We start from the raw sequence: 15,676 nt of genomic DNA, 5'->3' as shown, positions 1-15,676 counted from the left end.
CGACATCCGTACCGAGGAAAGAAGCAGATGACAGAACGGCTGGCACGCAAACTGTGGTTCGGCGTCGGACCGGGGGTCGCCGTCGGCGACGCGCCGGAGGTCGTACGCCGGGTCGAGTACGCCGACCGGGCGGGGCTCGACTTCTTCGCCCTGTCCGACCACCCGTACTACGGCGATCGGCTGGAGGCGTACAGCACGCTCGGCCTGCTCCTCGGCCGGACCCGGACCATCACCGGCGTCACGACCGTCACCAACCTGCCGACCCGTCCGGTGCCGCTGCTGGCCCGCACCCTGTCCACGCTGTCCGTGCTCTCCGGGGGCCGGGTCGTCCTCGGCATCGGCGCGGGCGGCTACTGGGACGACATCACCCGCTTCGGTGTCACCCGGCTCGACCCGGCCGCCGCCGTACGCGCCCTGGAGGAGGCCATCGGCCTGGTGCGGGCGCTGTCCGACGGCCCGGCCCCGGTCACCCTGGACGGCGAGTTCACCCAGGTCGTCGGGCTCGACCCGGCGCCGGTGCCCGCGCCGCTGGTCTGGACGGGGTCCGTGGGCCCCAAGTCCCTCGCGGTCACCGGGCGTTCGGCGGACGGATGGATCCCGGGCAACGCGGCGGACTGGCACAGCGAGCGGTACCGCAGTTCACGGCCGCTGGTCGAGGAAGCCGCGCGCTCCGTCGGCCGTGACCCCGCGGACATCGCGACCGTCTTCAACCTGCCGGCCCGCATCACCGACGCCCCCGTCAACGCCCCGCGCGACTCGTCCGGGAGGTGGCTGGGCGGGTCCGTCGGCCAGTGGATCAGCGAACTGACCGAGGCCGTCATCGAACACGGCGCATCCGGGTTCGTGTACTTCACGTCCGGTGACCCCTCGGGGCAGGTCGGCCTCGGCCGGTGGGCCGAGGAGATCGTGCCGGCCGTCCGGGAGGCGGTCGCCAAGGGCTGACGAACGAGAACACGCCCGCTCTCCCACCCGCCCCTCGCCGATTCCTCTCGCCGTTCCCTCCGAGGTCCTTCGAGACCCGGTTCCCCTTGAGAAAGGTCCTGAGATGCCCACCAGAACCACCCGCTCGCGCCGTCGGCTCCGTCTCGCGGGCGCACTGCTCGCGGTCGTCCTGCCCGTCGCCGCGTGTTCGGGCGGCGGCGCGGACTCGGGCGGTACGAGCGACGGGGCGCCGCGCGACGGAGGGACGCTGCTGGTCGGGGCCGAGGCGGATCCGGGGTGCCTGGATCCGCAGCAGACGGGGCAGATCAGCGCGATCGACGTCACCCGGTCCGTGGTCGACTCGCTCACCGCTCAGGATCCGAAGTCCGGCAAGATCGTGCCGTGGCTGGCGAAGTCGTTCACGACCAGCGCGAACGGCAGCGCGTTCACGTTCGTGCTGCGCGACGGCGTCACCTTCAGCGACGGCAAGCCCGTCGACGCGGCGGCGGTGAAGACCACGTTCGACAACCTGGTGAAGCTGCCCGCGAACGGTGCCCCCAGCTATCTGATCGGCTACCAGGGCACGACCGTCACCGACGCGCACACCCTCACCGTCAAGTTCGCCACGGCCAACGCCCAGTTCCTCCAGGCGACTTCGACCGTCGGCCTGGGGATCCTGTCGCCGGCGTCGTTCACGGCCTCGGCAGCCGACCGCTGCCGGGGCAAGTTCATCGGCTCGGGCCCGTACGTCCTGGACCACTACACCACCAACCAGGAAGCCGTACTGAAGAAGCGGGCGGACTACGCCTGGCCGTCGCCCCTCGCCACGCACAAGGGCGCCGCCCGCCTCGACGAGGTGAAGTTCACCTTCATCCCTGAGGCCGGCGCTCGCACCGGTGCCCTCTCCTCCGGCCAGGTCGACATAGCCAAGGCCCTGCAGCCCACGGACGAGACCCAGTTCAAGGGCAACGGCTTCCGTGTCCTGTCGGCGCCGGGGCCCGGGCTCGTACCGCCGCTCTCCCTCAACCACCAGGGGATCCTCGCCGACCAGAAGGTCCGCGAGGCGCTCCTCAAGGGCATCGACCGGCAGGGGCTCGTCGACTCGGTGTTCAGCGACTCGTACAAGCCCGCCACGAGCGTGCTGTCCTCGACGACGCCGTACTACGAGGACTTCTCCGACCAGCTCCGCTACGACCCGCAGGGCGCCAAATCCCTGCTGGACAGTGCGGGTTGGAAAGAAGGCAAGGACGGCATCCGCGAGAAGGACGGCAAGCCGCTCGCCCTCACCTGGTTGATCCCCGCGCCGATGCCGCCCGCGAACGAGGCCGTGCAGCAGCAGCTCCGGAAGATCGGCGTCGACCTGAAGCTGAAGGCCGTCGCCCCCGCCGTCTACGTCGAGCAGCAGCAGAAGGGCAACTTCGACCTCACCGCCGTCGGTGTCACCCGCGCCGACCCGGACGTCCTGCGCAACATCTTCTACACCAAGAGCGCCAACCTCTGGCACCTGCCGCCGAGCGAACTCGACACCTACCTGGAGCAGGAGGTCGCGGCGACCGACGCGAAGGCCCGCCAGACCGCCGTGTCCAACGCGGTCCGCTGGATCCTCGCCCACGCCGACACCGTCCCGCTGTACGAAGGTGCCCAGGTCCACGGCGTCTCCGACAAGGTCGAGGGCTTCACGCTCGACGCCTCCAACCGCTTCGACCTGTACGACACCTGGCTGGGCTGAGGGAGGTCGACCGTGCACACGACCTTGTACGCGGCCACCCGGACACTGCGCGCGGTGTTCGTCGTCTGGGCCGCGTTCACCCTCACCTTCGTCGCGTTGCGGCTGCTGCCCGGCGACCCGGTCGCGCTCATGCTCAGCGGACGCGGCGGCTTCGCCGAACTGACGCCGCAGCAGGTCGCCCAGGCGCGCGCTGAACTCGGCTTCGACCGGCCGCTGATCGTTCAGTACGGCTCCGCGCTCGCCGGCGCGCTCCACGGCGACCTCGGCGCGTCCCTCCAGACCGGGCAGCCGGTCTCCCGCATGATCGCCGACGCGATCCCACCGACCCTCCAGGTCGGCAGCCTCGCACTGCTGCTCGCGCTGACCCTGGGCATGCTGCTCGGGGTTGCCGCGAACCTCACCGCGAGCCCTCTCCTACGTCAACTCCTGCGTTCAATACCATCGTTCGCGGTTTCCCTGCCCTCCTTCTGGGTGGGGCTCGTACTGATCCAGTTCCTCTCCTTCCGCTGGCACGTCTTCCCCTCCCTCGGCGACGGCGGCTTCGACAGTGTGATCCTGCCCGCCTGCACCATGGCGATCCCGGGAGCCGCACTCGTCGCCCAGGTCCTCGGCAAGTCCCTCCACGCGACGCTCCAGGAGCCGTACGCCGACACCGTCCGCGCCACCGGTGCGGGCCGGACCCGGCTCCTGTTCGGGCACGGACTGCGCAACGCGGCCATCCCGGCCGCGACCGTCGCCGGGATGCTGGTCGGCTCGCTGATCGGCGGCGCGGTCGTCGTCGAGACGGTCTTCGCACGGCCCGGCATGGGCCGCATCACCCAGTCCGCCGTCTCCGCGCAGGACCTGCCGGTCGTACAGGGGGTGGTGGTGGTCGCCGCCCTGGCCTTCGCGGTGGTCAACCTGCTGATCGACCTGCTGTATCCGGTGCTCGACCCCCGCATCCGCGCCACGGGACGGCTGGTGGCCGCATGACCACGCCGACTCGATCGCCCGTCGAGCCGGTCCAGGAACCCGCACGGCCTCGCCGCGTGTTCTCGGCCCCGCTCCGCTCACCCGGCGTCACGCTCTCCGTCCTCGTCCTCGTGCTGGTCCTCGGCTGGGCCCTCGTGCCGGACTGGTTCACCTCCCGCAGCCCCATCACCGGCGTACCGGCGGATCGCTTCCGACCGCCGAGTGCCCAACACGTCTTCGGGACAGATCAGTTGGGCCGCGACATCTACGCCCGAGTGGTCCACGGCGCAGCCCTGTCGCTCCGGGCCACCGCCCTGGCCATCCTCATCGCCCTGGGCGGCGGAGTGGTCCTCGGGCTCGTCGCCGGGTTCTTCGGCCGCTGGACGGACGCGGTCATCATGCGGGCCGTCGAGGTCACGATGTCCGTCCCGCCGCTCCTGCTCTCCCTCACCCTCGTCACCGCGCTCGGCGTGGGCACCGGCCAGATCGCCGTCGCCATCGGCGCGACCAGCGTCGCCGCGTTCACCCGGGTCATGCGGGCGGAAGTACTGCGCGTTCGGGCCGCACCGTACGTCGAGGCCGCGATCCTCTGCGGCGCGCGATGGTGGCGCATCCTCCCCCGCTACATCCTCCCGTCCGCCATCGGCCCCGTCCTGGCCCTGGCCGCCCTCGACTTCGGCCTCGTCGTCCTCGCCGTCTCCAGCCTGGGCTTCCTCGGCTACGGCGAACCCCCACCGGCCCCCGAATGGGGTTCCCTCGTCGCCGACGGCCGCAACTACCTCGCGACGGCCTGGTGGCTGACCACTCTGCCCAGTCTCACGGTCGCGGCCGTCGTCCTCGCGGCGAACCGGCTGTCACGGGTGCTCGAAGCGGAAGGGGGGCACCGGTGAACCCGGTGGAACCGGTGCGTGATCACGACTCGGCGGGGGGCCGGGGTTCCCGTGCGGAGGCGCCGACGCGGGGTCTTCCGGCCTACGGCGACGGCGCGGCCGGGAGTCCCGGTGCTCGCGCCGCGGTTCCTCCCGGGGAGTCGGCCGGGGATCCGCTGCTGACCGTGCGAGGGCTGCGGATCGGGTACCGCATCGCGCGTGGTACGCACCTCGCTGTGGACGGGCTCGATCTGAGGGCGGCGGCCGGGGAGATCACCGCTGTGGTGGGGGAGTCCGGGTCGGGGAAGAGCAGTACCGCCCATGCGCTGGTCGGGCTGTTGCCGGCCGGGGGAGTGGTGCTGGGCGGCTCTGTCCGGCTCCAGGACGAGGAACTGACCGGGCTCGGGGAGCGGGCGTGGCGCCAGGTGCGGGGGCGGCGCGTCGGGCTGATCCCGCAGGACCCCGGCGTCAGCCTCGACCCGGTCAAGCCGGTCGGCGCGCAGGTCGCCGAGGTGCTCCGGGTACACGGCCTGGCCTCCCGCAGGGACGCCCCCGCCCGAGCCGTCGACCTCCTCGCCGAGGCCGGACTGCCCGACCCGGCACAACGCGCCCGCCAGTACCCCCACGAACTCTCCGGCGGGATGCGTCAACGCGTGCTCATCGCCATCGCCACCGCCGCCCGCCCCCGCCTCCTCATCGCCGACGAACCCACCTCGGCCCTCGACGTCACGGTCCAACGCCAACTCCTCGACCACCTCCAGGAAGTCGTCACCACCACCAACACCGCCATGCTCCTGGTCACCCACGACCTCGCAGTGGTCGCCGACCGGGCGCAGCACGTGGTGGTGATGTCGCAGGGGCGGGTGGTGGAGACGGGGCCTGCCGGGCAGGTACTCACGGACCCCCGACACCCGTACACGCGCAAGTTGCTGGCGGACGCACCGACCCTCACGGCCCGGCCTCCGCGTGGCCGTTCCGGCATGGCGGGCTCCGCCCCGGTGACCGCGCCTGGCACCACATCGGTGGATGCGTCCACCCGCATCGCTCAACCTGCCTCCGGCGAACCGGCCCGACCGGCACCGCTGTTGAGCGTCACCGGCCTCACCCGAACCTTCCCCGTCCGGGGGCCGGTGCTTTCACGACGTCGTACGCGCACCGCCGTCGACGGGGTCGGGTTCGAATTGGGCAGGGGCGAGACCCTCGGCGTGGTGGGGGAGTCCGGGTCGGGGAAGTCGACGACCGCGCGGATGATTCTCGGGCTGGAGCGGGTCGACAGCGGTACGGTGCGGCTGGACGGGGTCGATGTCACCACCGTGCGGGGAGCCGCGCGGCGGGCGCTCCACCGTCGTATCCAGCTCGTCTATCAGAATCCGTACGCCTCGCTGAACCCCCGTTTCACCGTCGAGGAGTTGCTGACCGAGCCGTTGCGGAACCACCGGATCGGGAGCAGGGCGGAGTGGGGCGGGGAGGTGCGGCGGCTGCTCGACGATGTGGCGCTGCCGGCCGGCGTGGTGCGGCGCAAGGCAGCCGAGCTGTCCGGGGGGCAGCGACAACGAGTCGCCATCGCCCGAGCGTTGGCGCTCGGGCCGGAAGTACTGGTGTGCGACGAGCCGGTGTCCGCGCTCGACGTCACCGTTCAGGCCCGGATCCTGGAGCTGCTCGTCGGGCTTCAGGAGCGGCGTGGGCTGAGCTATCTGTTCATCTCTCACGATCTGGCCGTCGTCGCGCAGGTCAGTGACCGGATCGCGGTCATGCGCGGCGGCCGGATCGTGGAGAGCGGGCCCGCGGAGGAACTGCTGAGGGCGCCGCGACACCCTTACACCCGAGAGCTGTTGGCCGCCGTGCCGGGCCGCAGTGCGACCGAGGACATTCCATGCAGCTAGGGCTCATCACGTTCGGCAGTCTTCTGCCCGACCCGCTCACCGGCAAGTCCCTCACCCAGCGCCAGCGGCTGCGGGACGTGGTGCGCGCGGCGACTGAGGCGGAGGACGCCGGGTTCGTCTGGTACACCGTCGGCGAGCACCACTTCGGGGAGCGGGACGTCATCTCCTCACCCGCGGTGGTGCTGGCCGCGATCGCGGAGCACACGTCGACGATCAGGCTGGCGACAGGGACCACACTCGTCGCCAACCGCGACCCCGTACTCGTCGCCGAGGACTACGCGCTCGTCGACCTGCTGTCCGGCGGCCGGCTCGAACTCATCGCGGGGGGATCCTTCTTCCCCGAGCCGTACGCGGTGTTCGGCCAGTCCCTCGAATCGAAGGCGGCGCGCAAACGGGAGAACACCGAGCTGCTGATCAGGTTGTGGACCGAGGAAAGGGTCACCTGGCAGGGCGCGTTCAGGCCACCGTTGACCGAAGTCACCGTACAGCCGAGGCCGTCGCAGCCGAAGCCGCCGCTGTGGATCAGCGGAGGCGTCGGTTCGGAGTCCGTGCAGCTCGCGGTGGAACACGGGCTGCCGCTGGTCGTGGGGACCACCGCGCGTGAACCCGGCACGTTCGTAGCGGTCTTCGACGCGTACCGCACCCTGTGGCAGGAGAGCGGACGCACCGATCCGCCCGGCAGGCTCGGCGCCGCCAGCCACGTCTTCGTCGCCGAGTCGTCCCAGCGGGCGCGCTCCGTGTGGGCCTCCTACATCAACAACTACCTGACCGTGAAGAAGCCCGGCACCACGCACTTTACGACCCCGCCGGACTTCGACACGTACATCGGCGACAACGGGCCCGCGATCTGCGGCAGCCCAGCCGAGGTCGTCGACAAACTGGGCCGCCTGCACGAGCTGTGGGGTCACGACCTGCACCTTCTCGCCATCGACGTCGGCGGCATCCCGTACGCGGAGGTCCAGGTAGCCACCGAACTGACCGCCGCCGAGGTCCTTCCCCAGGTCGCCGGTCTCGGGACCGCGGCGGTGACCGGTGCCTGAGCTGCCGCCCGTGGTCGACGCCGGGTGGGTGCGCGCCCACCGCGACACCCTCGTCCTCGCCGACGTCCGCTGGTTCCTGGACGGCCGCAGCGGCTACGACGCCTACCGCGCCGGCCATCTGCCCGGCGCGGTCTGGGTCGACGTCGACACGGTCCTGTCCGCCCCGCCCGACGAGACCGGCGGACGCCACCCCCTGCCCGAACCGGACGTTTTCGCAAGGACGTTGGGTGCGCTCGGCATCGGCGACGGTACGACCGTGGTGGCGTACGACGCCGACGGCGGTCCGTACGCCGCCCGGCTGGTGTGGCTGCTGCGCCGCACCGGACGGCCCGCCGCCCTGCTCGACGGCGGGCTGACCGGTTGGCCCGGCGAGACCGAGACCGGAGCCGTCGTACTCCCCGAGGCGCGGCTGACGCCGGTGAAGTGGCCCCAGGAGGCGCTGCGGGATGCCGATCAGGTCGCGGCGGGCGACGTGATCGTCCTCGACGCCCGTGCCGCCGACCGGTACTCCGGTGCGAACGTCCTGCCGACGGACGTCCGTTCCGGCCACATCCCCGGCGCCCGCAGCGCCCCCTGGAGCGCGAACCTCGCACCGGACGGAACATTCCTGACGCCCACGCAACTGCGCTCGCTCTACCGGGCGTTGGGAGTCGAGGACGACACCGATGTCGTCGTCTACTGCGGCAGCGGAGTCACCGCCTGCCATGACCTCCTCGCACTCGAACACGCCGGCATCACCGGCGCGGCCCTCTACCCGGGCTCCTGGTCCGCCTGGTCGGCGGACCCGTCCCGGCCGGTGGCGACGGGTGGGGAGCCCGGGTAGGGGCGAGCGGGTCGGGGCCGGTGTTCACCAGCCCGTCCCGAACCTCGCCATCGGCTCGATCAACTCCCGCTCCTCATAAGAGAGATGCGACAGGAGTGTGTCGGTGAGCAGGTCCATCGCCGCCCGTAGCGACGCCCGCCCCCTCTCGCCGCCCTCCTCGCGGACGAAGGCGACCAGCTCGCGGTCGATGCGTTCGATCACCCCGTGGATGGCATGGTGTTCCTCGGTGAGCCGGTCCAGCACCTCGCCGAGCCGGGGGTCGGAGCGGCGCAGGTAGGGGAAGAGGTCCTCGTCCTCCCGGGTGTGGTGCAGGGTGGTGATCCGGCAGTACGACGCGCAGTACGCGCCGAGCGTCCAGAAGTTCTGCCGCAGGCTCAGCCGCTGGATCTCCGCCCGCGCGTCCCCCGGGCCGAGGGTGTCGGCCAGCACCTCCCCCACCACCTCGCCGAGCCGGTCGAGATCGGCGCGCAGCTGGTCGTGCGCGGCGACGAGATTCCGGGCCGGCTCCTGCTCGCGACGCGGATAGCGCCGCTCCGGGTCGGGGGGCGGTCCGACGGGGCGCGTCGACTCGTCCCACAACCGCTCGGCGGACCGCCACGCCTTCGGGGGCGGGGTGGGCCGTACGGTCAGCGGATCCCCGGAGGGGGTGGATCGGGGGCGGCCCGGGGCGAGGACGGCCGGTACCCGGGCCCCGGCGGCACCTGCGCGCCGCCCCGCGACACCGTACCGACCACCCGCCGCGCCCGAGCCGTCCGTGCGTCGCCCGGCGGTGCCGTCCCGACCACGTCCCGTGCCCGAGCCGTCCCCCGAATTCGACCTGTCCGCCGCGCGCTTGCGTTCGGCCGTCACCAACTCCCGTGTCGCCGACGCCACGTCCGTCGCGAACGCCTGGAGCAGGGCCGGCTGATCGACGGGCAGCATGAAGGCGCTGGTTCCGTGTTCCAGGGTGAGCGCGGCGAGTTGCTCGGGCCAGGCGTCAAGCGGGCCTCGCGGGAAGCCGCCCGGCCCCGGTGAGAGGTTGTACAGCCGGCGGACCTCGGAGGGGCCGCGGCCGGCGGCGACCGCCGCCTCGTCGATGACCCGGTGCCCTGCGGCGAGGCGGCCCGGCGGTACGTGCGGGACGCTGGGCAGCCAGCCGTCCGCCGCCGCGCCGGTCAGCTCCAGCATGCGGGGGCCGACGGCGCCGACCCAGATTCCGATGGGGTGCGCGGGCGCAGGGCCCGCGGTGGCGCCGTCGAGCCCGTAGTGCTCGCCGGGTACGCGGACCCGGCGGCCTTCGCTCCACAGCGCCCGGATGACGTCGATGGCCTCGCGGGTCGCCCGCACCGCCTCGCCGGGCCTGCGGCGCGGTCCGCCGTCGGCGGCGATGGCGTCCCAGTACGCCCCGGCGCCCAGCCCCAGTTCGACCCGGCCCCCGCTGAGCAGGTCCAGGCCGGCGGCGGTGCGGGCCAGCACGGTGGGCGGGCGCAGCGGGAGGTTCGCGACATTCGGGAAGACCCGTACGCGGGTGGTGGACGCGGCGATCACCGCGAGCGCCATCCACGCGTCGAGCACTTCCGGCCGGTAAGGGTGGTCCGGCACGCTCACCAGATCCAGTCCCGCCCGGTCGGCGACCCGGGCCAGCGCCACCGCGTCGTCGGCATGCCCCGCACTCGGCACCAGGACGGCGCCGAAGAGGAGGTCGTGTCCGTAGTCAGGCATATGTGCGCGAACTCCTAGTCATCGGTGTGGCGTCGGGGCAGGAGCGCCGGCGTCTCCCGGCAGGTGGGGCGGGCGGGGAGGCGGTGACTGGCGGGAACGGCAAGGGGGTGTCCCGGGAAAGCGTGAGGGGGTGCGTGCCGGCCCTCACGGCTCCGGCACGTTCCCTCCCCGCCGTGAAGCCCCCCGTCCCAGGCCTGGCCCCCGCGTACCCACCCCTCAAGCCGCCGACCGCGACTGCTTCTTGTCGGGAGCCGCCGTCACCGGCGCCGCACTCCTGCCCCAGAACCTGCCCGGTCCCGCCAGCGCGGCCAGTGTCGCGACGCCCAGGGCGATCGCCGACATGACGAACGCGGTGGTGTAGCCGGACTCGGCGGGTAACCGGGTGCCGGGGATCGTCCTGGAGGCGACGATCGACGCGGCGATCTGGGCGCCGAGAGAGCCGCCGATCGTACGCATGATCGTGTTGATGCCGGTCGCCTCGCCGGTCTGGCCGCGGTCGACCGCGCTGACGACGAGGTTCGCGAGGGCGGCGAACGCGAAACCGACGCCGATGCCGAGGACCCCGGAGCCGACGTACATGGCCCACTCGGTGTCGTGCGCGCCCGCGTACACCACGAAGCCGACGACGCCGATCAGGCAGGCCAGGACGAGCGGCAGCTTCCAGCCGACGGCCGCGCCGATGCGCCCGGCGAGGGGGCTGGCGATCAGCATCGTCACGGCCATCGGCACCATGAACAGCCCGGCTTCGGTGACGGACGCGTCGAAGCCGTACCCGGCCCGGGACGGGGTCTGGGCGAGCAGCGGCACCAGCGTGAACGCGCCGTACATGCCGAACCCGATGATGAGCGCGGTGATGTGACTGGTCAGCACGGCGGGCCGGCGCAGCAGTTCGAGGTCGATGAGGGGCTCGCGGACCTTGCTCTCGGCGTACACGAACACCGCGAGCAGCACGGCGGCGGCGAGGAACAGGCCGACGATCGCGCCGGACGTCCAGCCCCACGACTTGCCCTCGCTGATGGCGAGCAGCAGTGCCACGACACCCGCGCTCAGCAGCACCACGCCGGCCCAGTCGATGCGTCCGGGGTTGATGACCGAGGACTCCTGGACGAACGCGGTGACGGCGGCGATGCCGAGCAGGATGACGACCAGTCCGAGCCAGAAGATCCAGTGCCAGTCGAGGGCGTCGACGATCGGGCCGGGGATGACGAGCCCGACGCCGAAGCCGATGCCGAACGTGGACGAGATCAGTCCGATCGCCACCGGCACCCGCTCGCGCGGGAACTGGTCGCGCACGATCCCGAACGCCAGTGGGAAGGCGGCTGACCCGACACCCTGCACCGCGCGGGCCGCGATCAGCAGGGCGAGCGAGTCGGACAGGGCGGCGAGCAGGGTGCCCGCGGCGAAGACGGTGAGGCTGGCGATCAGCACCCGGCGCTTGCCGAACATGTCGCCGACCCGTCCCAGCAGGGCTGTCGCCACTGACGCGGTGAGCAGGAAGGAGCTGAGCACCCAGGAGACGGCCGTCGTCGAGGCGGCGAACTCGCGCTGGAGGTCGGGCAGCGCGGGCACGACCATCGTCTGCATCAGGGAGAAGGACAGGACGGCCAGGAGCAGGGCGGCGAACGGGGCGGCGGTGCCGCGCTGTGCGCCGGGGGCTGGTGTGCGGGTCATGGAGCGGTCCTCCGGGGACGGGCGCCTCGGTCCGCTGTTCCGGGGCACGGATTGAGCGCCGAACCAGTATCGTCGTGGAATGATTACATGACGTCATTATTACGTCCAGTCCGCATTCCCTTATCGTGAACGCATGAGCGAAACCCCTGAATCTGTCGCGGGTGCCCCGGCCCGGGACGGCGCGTCCCGCCCGCCGAGCCTGCTGGCGCTGCCGTCGTACCTCGCCGGGCACGTGGCGCGCATCGGCCACGACGCGCTCGTCGAGGCGGTGGGCCGGCACGGGCTGCGACTGCCGCACTTCGCGACCCTGACCGCCCTCTCCGACTTCGGCCCGCTGCCCCAGCACGTGCTGGCCGACCGGCTCGGATTCCAGCGCAGCCACCTGGGCGGCTATCTGGACGAGATCGAGGGGCGTGGGCTGGTGCGCCGTACCCGCGACCGGTCCGACCGGCGTCGGCAACTGGTCGAACTGACCGACGAGGGGGCCCGGTTGCAGCGCCGGCTGTGGCAGGTGGCCCAGAAGTCCCAGGACTCCTTCCTCGGCTGCTTCACCCCCGAGGAGCGGGACACTCTGACGACGCTGCTGCGCAGACTGCTGGACGCCGACGACCGGACACGCGCATGGTGAACGCCCAACCGATTTTCGTAAAGACCATTCCGTGCGCCAAGTGACCGAAAACCTTCTCACGCTGCTGCAACAAAAAATTTACTGTGGCGGTTGGAATGTGCGCCCCCGGTTTTGTAGAATCCTGCATGAGTTTTGATTCGTGCGGCGAACATGACTTACCGGGGGAGAGAGTATGACGCAAACGTCAGAGTTCTTACGAGGGCCTCTTATACCCAGCCAGCGCACCGAACTCCTGCCGGGCTCGGCACCCGTCGCGGTACCAGGCGCCGGAGGCTGGCGCATCCTGCTCGTCGAGGGCGACGCCTCCGCGGCCTGCGCCCTGGGGGAGGCGCTGCGCCGCCACGGCCACGAGGTGGCCGCCGTGGACCGGGGCAGTGTCGCCCTGGCCGCCCACGAGAGCGTGGACCTCGTCCTGATGGAGCTCGAACTGCCGGACCTGGACGGCCTGGAGGTGTGCAAGGCCATCCGTGCCGTCAGTTGTGTCCCGCTGATCGTCGTCACCGCGCGCGGCTCGGAGCTGGACAGAGTCCTCGGACTCCAGGCCGGCGCGGACGATTACCTGGTCAAGCCGTACGGCTTCCGTGAGCTGATGGCCCGCATCGACGCGGTCATGAGGCGTGTGCGCGTCCAGAGCGGGCAGGGGCAGGCGATCGACCACGGCCCGCTGCACATCGACGTGAACTCCCGCGAGGTCTGCATGGACGGTCACGGCGTGGACCTGACCCGCAAGGAGTTCGACCTCCTCTGCCTGCTCGCCTCACACCCCGACACGGTCATCTCGCGCAAGCGCCTGCTCCAGCAGGTGTGGGGCGACTCCTGGTCCCGGCGGACCGTCGACACCCACGTCAGCAGCCTCCGCAGAAAGCTCGGCGACAGTAGCTGGGTCGTCACCGTACGCGGCGTCGGATTCCGACTCGGGCACGCCTGAATTTCCGCTCACGGCAATGAGAAGAGCCGCATGCGGCCCTTTTTTGCGAAACTATTGTCGCCGCGTAGGAATAGGACGAGGTGACCGCCCGAAAACCACTCGCGTAGTGCCGTACCTGAAAATGGATTCCGGCACCACCGCGTTTTCCGACCCCCTCCGGGGGGCGGACTCCGATTCCCACCGATGGAAGCGAGTCGCGGATGTCTCACACACAGGAGTCGCCCGTCGTCGTCGCCGGCTCAGGTCCCACCGGCCTGCTGCTCGCCGGTGATCTCGCGGCGGCCGGCGTCGACGTCGTCGTACTGGAGAAGCGCCCGAAGGGCATCAGCAACCTGACCCGCGCCTTCGGCGTGCACGCCCGCACCCTCGAACTCCTCGACGCCCGGGGGCTCGCCGACGAACTCGTCCTCACCGGCCAGACCATCCGCGAGCTGCGGCTGTTCGGGGCGGTGCCGTTCGACATCGGCACGCTGCCGTCCCGGTTCCCCTTCCTGCTGGTCACCCCGCAGTACGAGGTGGAGAAGCTGCTGCTGCGCCGGGCCCTGAAGAACGGCGCGGTCATCCGGTACGGCACGGAGGTCGCCGGTCTGGAGCAGGACGGCGACGGCGTCACCGTGTCGGTGCGGACGGACGCGGGCGACACAACCGTACGGACCGGATATCTCGTCGGCGCCGATGGGGCGCGCAGTGCGGTGCGGGAGGCGCTCGGGCTGCCCTTCCCCGGCAAGGTGGTAATCCGGTCGGTCGCGCTCGCCGACGTGAAGTTCACCGAGGAGCCGCCCCTCGTGGTGCGGGTGCACGGCACCGGCGGCGCGTTCGGATTCATCGCCCCCTTCGGTGACGGCTACTGGCGGGTCGGCGGCTGGGACCGCGCGCACCGGGGCGAACCCGACGACGCCCCGGTCGAGTTCGAGGAGCTGCGCGAACTCATCGAGCGGGCCTTCGGCTCCGACTTCGGCATGCACGATCCGCGCTGGTTGTCCCGCTTCCACAGCGACGAACGCCAGGTCCCGGACTACCGCGTCGGGCGCGTCCTGCTGGCCGGCGACGCCGCCCACCAGCACTCCCCGGCCGGCGGCCAGGGCATGAACACCGGCCTCCAGGACGCCGCCAACCTCGGCTGGAAGCTGGCGGCGGTACACCACGGCCGGTCCGCCGACGCCCTGCTGGACACCTACCACGCCGAACGCCACCCCATCGGCAGGGCGGTCCTGCGCAGCAGCGGCCTCAACCTGCGCCTCGCCATGGCCCACAACCCGCTGGAGATCGCCCTGCGCACCGTACGCAAGCTGGTGGTCACCCACGTCCGCCCGGTGACCCGGCAGGCCGTCGGCGAGATCACCGGCATCGGCTTCTCCTACCCCGCCCCGAGGGGCGCGCACCCCCTGACCGGCAAGCGCGCCCCCGACCTGGAACTGGACCGAGGGCGCCTGTACGAGGTGTTGCGCGAGGGACGTTTCGTGCTGGCCCTGCCGCCGGGTACGGAGGCCGGTGGACTTGCCCGGGACGGGTTGATCGTCACCCACCGCACCGACGGCGACGAGGCGCTCCTGGTCCGCCCCGACGGCTACTACGCCTGGGCGGGGGCGCCGCAGGGCCCCGTCCTGGAGGCGGCTCTCGCCCCCTGGACAGGCTGACCGGACCTGGCGGACCGCGTCGGAGCGGTCCGCCACCAGCGGCCGTACGCAGACCATCCCGGGCCCTCAGTGCGGCGGCAGCGGCGAGAGCGTCGGCAGGTGGGCGAGGAAGCCGCCGTCCACGGAGAGCACCTGCCCGGTGATGAACGAGGCGGCCGGGGAGGCGAGGAACGCCACCAACTGGCTCACGTCCTCGGGAGTACCGAGGCGCGGGATCAGGTTCGCGCTCTGGAACATCTGCTGCACCGGCACCGGCATGTCCGCCTCCAGCGCCGGCGTGCGGACCAGTCCCGGCGCGACCGCGTTGCAGCGGATGCCGTCCGCGCCGTACGCGGCGGCCACGAACCGGGTCAGCGCGATCAGCCCGCCCTTGGAGCTGCCGTAGGCGACCATCACCCGGTCACCGGACAGGCCCTGGCCGCTGGTGATGTTGATGATCGACCCGCCGCCGCGCTCGATCATCACCGGAACCGTGTGCTTGCACAGCAGCATCGGCCCCCGCAGGTTGACCGCGAGGACCTGGTCCCACAGCTCCACCGACATCGACACGACGTCCCGGTCATGCCGGATCGCGGACGTCAGCGCCGCGTTGTTGTCCAGGACGTCGATGCCGCCGAAGGTGTCGACGGCGAAGTCCACCAGCCGCTCGACGCTCGCCTCGGAGGATATGTCGACGCCGTACCCGACCACCGGGAGCCCCTGCGCGGCCAGCTTCTCGGCGGCCGCCTTCGCCGTGTCGTCCGCGACGTCCGCGAGGACGACCTGCGCCCCCGCGACCGCCAGCGCCTCCACCGTCGCGACGCCGATCCCTCCCGCGCCGCCGGTGACCACGGCCACCTTGCCGACCAGGGACTGCGTTCCGTTCGTCATCGGTCAACGACCTCTCGTAGCCGGG

Annotated in this window: 13 protein-coding genes; 10 read left to right on the top strand and 3 right to left on the bottom strand. The window is 71.7% G+C overall.

What is annotated here, in order from left to right; translation table 11 throughout:
• Positions 1-27 precede the first annotated feature (27 nt).
• The 7 genes from ACWC24_RS33250 (at position 28) to ACWC24_RS33220 (ending at position 8,216) form a co-directional block, all read left to right on the top strand.
• Entirely contained in the window at positions 28-942 is a 915-nt protein-coding gene (locus ACWC24_RS33250) for an LLM class flavin-dependent oxidoreductase (RefSeq protein WP_450666626.1), read from the top strand.
• A gap of 103 nt (positions 943-1,045) precedes the next feature.
• On the top strand, positions 1,046-2,650 hold the full coding sequence (locus ACWC24_RS33245) for an ABC transporter substrate-binding protein (RefSeq protein WP_450666625.1): 1,605 nt from the start codon (positions 1,046-1,048) through the stop codon (positions 2,648-2,650).
• A 12-nt stretch (positions 2,651-2,662) separates the two neighbouring features.
• A complete protein-coding gene (locus ACWC24_RS33240; RefSeq protein WP_450666624.1) occupies positions 2,663-3,622 on the top strand; it encodes an ABC transporter permease in 960 nt (319 codons plus the stop codon).
• Complete coding sequence (locus tag ACWC24_RS33235) at positions 3,619-4,491, top strand: ABC transporter permease (RefSeq protein WP_450666623.1); 873 nt, start codon at positions 3,619-3,621, stop codon at positions 4,489-4,491. Before ACWC24_RS33240 ends, ACWC24_RS33235 begins: the two co-directional genes overlap by 4 nt.
• A 155-nt stretch (positions 4,492-4,646) precedes the next feature.
• The gene (locus ACWC24_RS33230; RefSeq protein WP_450666665.1) at positions 4,647-6,353 is read left to right on the top strand and encodes a dipeptide ABC transporter ATP-binding protein; all 1,707 of its coding nucleotides are present in this window, start codon (positions 4,647-4,649) and stop codon (positions 6,351-6,353) included.
• Entirely contained in the window at positions 6,344-7,393 is a 1,050-nt protein-coding gene (locus tag ACWC24_RS33225; RefSeq protein WP_450666622.1) for an LLM class flavin-dependent oxidoreductase, read from the top strand. Before ACWC24_RS33230 ends, ACWC24_RS33225 begins: the two co-directional genes overlap by 10 nt.
• Complete coding sequence (locus ACWC24_RS33220) at positions 7,386-8,216, top strand: sulfurtransferase (RefSeq protein WP_450666621.1); 831 nt, start codon at positions 7,386-7,388, stop codon at positions 8,214-8,216. The genes ACWC24_RS33225 and ACWC24_RS33220 overlap by 8 nt, the downstream gene beginning before the upstream one ends.
• 24 nt (positions 8,217-8,240) lie before the next feature.
• Here ACWC24_RS33220 and ACWC24_RS33215 read toward each other — a convergent pair whose 3' ends face one another.
• Complete coding sequence (locus ACWC24_RS33215) at positions 8,241-9,917, bottom strand: LLM class flavin-dependent oxidoreductase (RefSeq protein WP_450666620.1); 1,677 nt, start codon at positions 9,915-9,917, stop codon at positions 8,241-8,243.
• A 216-nt stretch (positions 9,918-10,133) separates the two neighbouring features.
• Positions 10,134-11,588 (bottom strand): MFS transporter, encoded by a 1,455-nt coding sequence (locus ACWC24_RS33210; protein WP_450666619.1) that lies wholly within the window; start codon positions 11,586-11,588, stop codon positions 10,134-10,136.
• A gap of 133 nt (positions 11,589-11,721) precedes the next feature.
• Here ACWC24_RS33210 and ACWC24_RS33205 point away from each other — a divergent pair, with 133 nt between their 5' ends.
• From ACWC24_RS33205 to ACWC24_RS33195, 3 genes are all read left to right on the top strand, one after another.
• Positions 11,722-12,216 carry a MarR family winged helix-turn-helix transcriptional regulator gene (locus ACWC24_RS33205; RefSeq protein WP_450666618.1) on the top strand — a complete coding sequence of 165 codons (495 nt, stop codon included), beginning with the start codon at positions 11,722-11,724 and terminating at the stop codon, positions 12,214-12,216.
• Between the two features lie 172 nt (positions 12,217-12,388).
• Complete coding sequence (locus ACWC24_RS33200) at positions 12,389-13,144, top strand: response regulator transcription factor (protein ID WP_450666617.1); 756 nt, start codon at positions 12,389-12,391, stop codon at positions 13,142-13,144.
• A gap of 200 nt (positions 13,145-13,344) precedes the next feature.
• Positions 13,345-14,781: an FAD-dependent oxidoreductase gene (locus ACWC24_RS33195; protein WP_450666616.1), complete on the top strand. Its 1,437-nt coding sequence runs from the start codon at positions 13,345-13,347 to the stop codon at positions 14,779-14,781.
• A gap of 66 nt (positions 14,782-14,847) precedes the next feature.
• On the opposite strand, the gene ACWC24_RS33190 is transcribed toward ACWC24_RS33195, so the two are convergent.
• The gene (locus ACWC24_RS33190; RefSeq protein ID WP_450666615.1) at positions 14,848-15,651 is read right to left on the bottom strand and encodes an SDR family NAD(P)-dependent oxidoreductase; all 804 of its coding nucleotides are present in this window, start codon (positions 15,649-15,651) and stop codon (positions 14,848-14,850) included.
• Positions 15,652-15,676 lie beyond the last annotated feature (25 nt).

The sequence above is a fragment of the Streptomyces sp. NPDC001443 genome (assembly GCF_053597355.1).
Note: the sequence above shows the minus strand (reverse complement) of the source record. Positions and strands in the feature narration are given on the sequence as shown.

Coding starts and splice junctions, on each gene's coding strand:
- ACWC24_RS33250 (WP_450666626.1), top strand. CDS start 28: ATGACAGAACGGCTGGCACGCAAACTGTGGTTCGGCGTCGGACCGGGG.
- ACWC24_RS33245 (WP_450666625.1), top strand. CDS start 1,046: ATGCCCACCAGAACCACCCGCTCGCGCCGTCGGCTCCGTCTCGCGGGC.
- ACWC24_RS33235 (WP_450666623.1), top strand. CDS start 3,619: ATGACCACGCCGACTCGATCGCCCGTCGAGCCGGTCCAGGAACCCGCA.
- ACWC24_RS33225 (WP_450666622.1), top strand. CDS start 6,344: ATGCAGCTAGGGCTCATCACGTTCGGCAGTCTTCTGCCCGACCCGCTC.
- ACWC24_RS33215 (WP_450666620.1), bottom strand. CDS start 9,917: ATGCCTGACTACGGACACGACCTCCTCTTCGGCGCCGTCCTGGTGCCG.
- ACWC24_RS33210 (WP_450666619.1), bottom strand. CDS start 11,588: ATGACCCGCACACCAGCCCCCGGCGCACAGCGCGGCACCGCCGCCCCG.
- ACWC24_RS33205 (WP_450666618.1), top strand. CDS start 11,722: ATGAGCGAAACCCCTGAATCTGTCGCGGGTGCCCCGGCCCGGGACGGC.
- ACWC24_RS33200 (WP_450666617.1), top strand. CDS start 12,389: ATGACGCAAACGTCAGAGTTCTTACGAGGGCCTCTTATACCCAGCCAG.
- ACWC24_RS33195 (WP_450666616.1), top strand. CDS start 13,345: ATGTCTCACACACAGGAGTCGCCCGTCGTCGTCGCCGGCTCAGGTCCC.
- ACWC24_RS33190 (WP_450666615.1), bottom strand. CDS start 15,651: ATGACGAACGGAACGCAGTCCCTGGTCGGCAAGGTGGCCGTGGTCACC.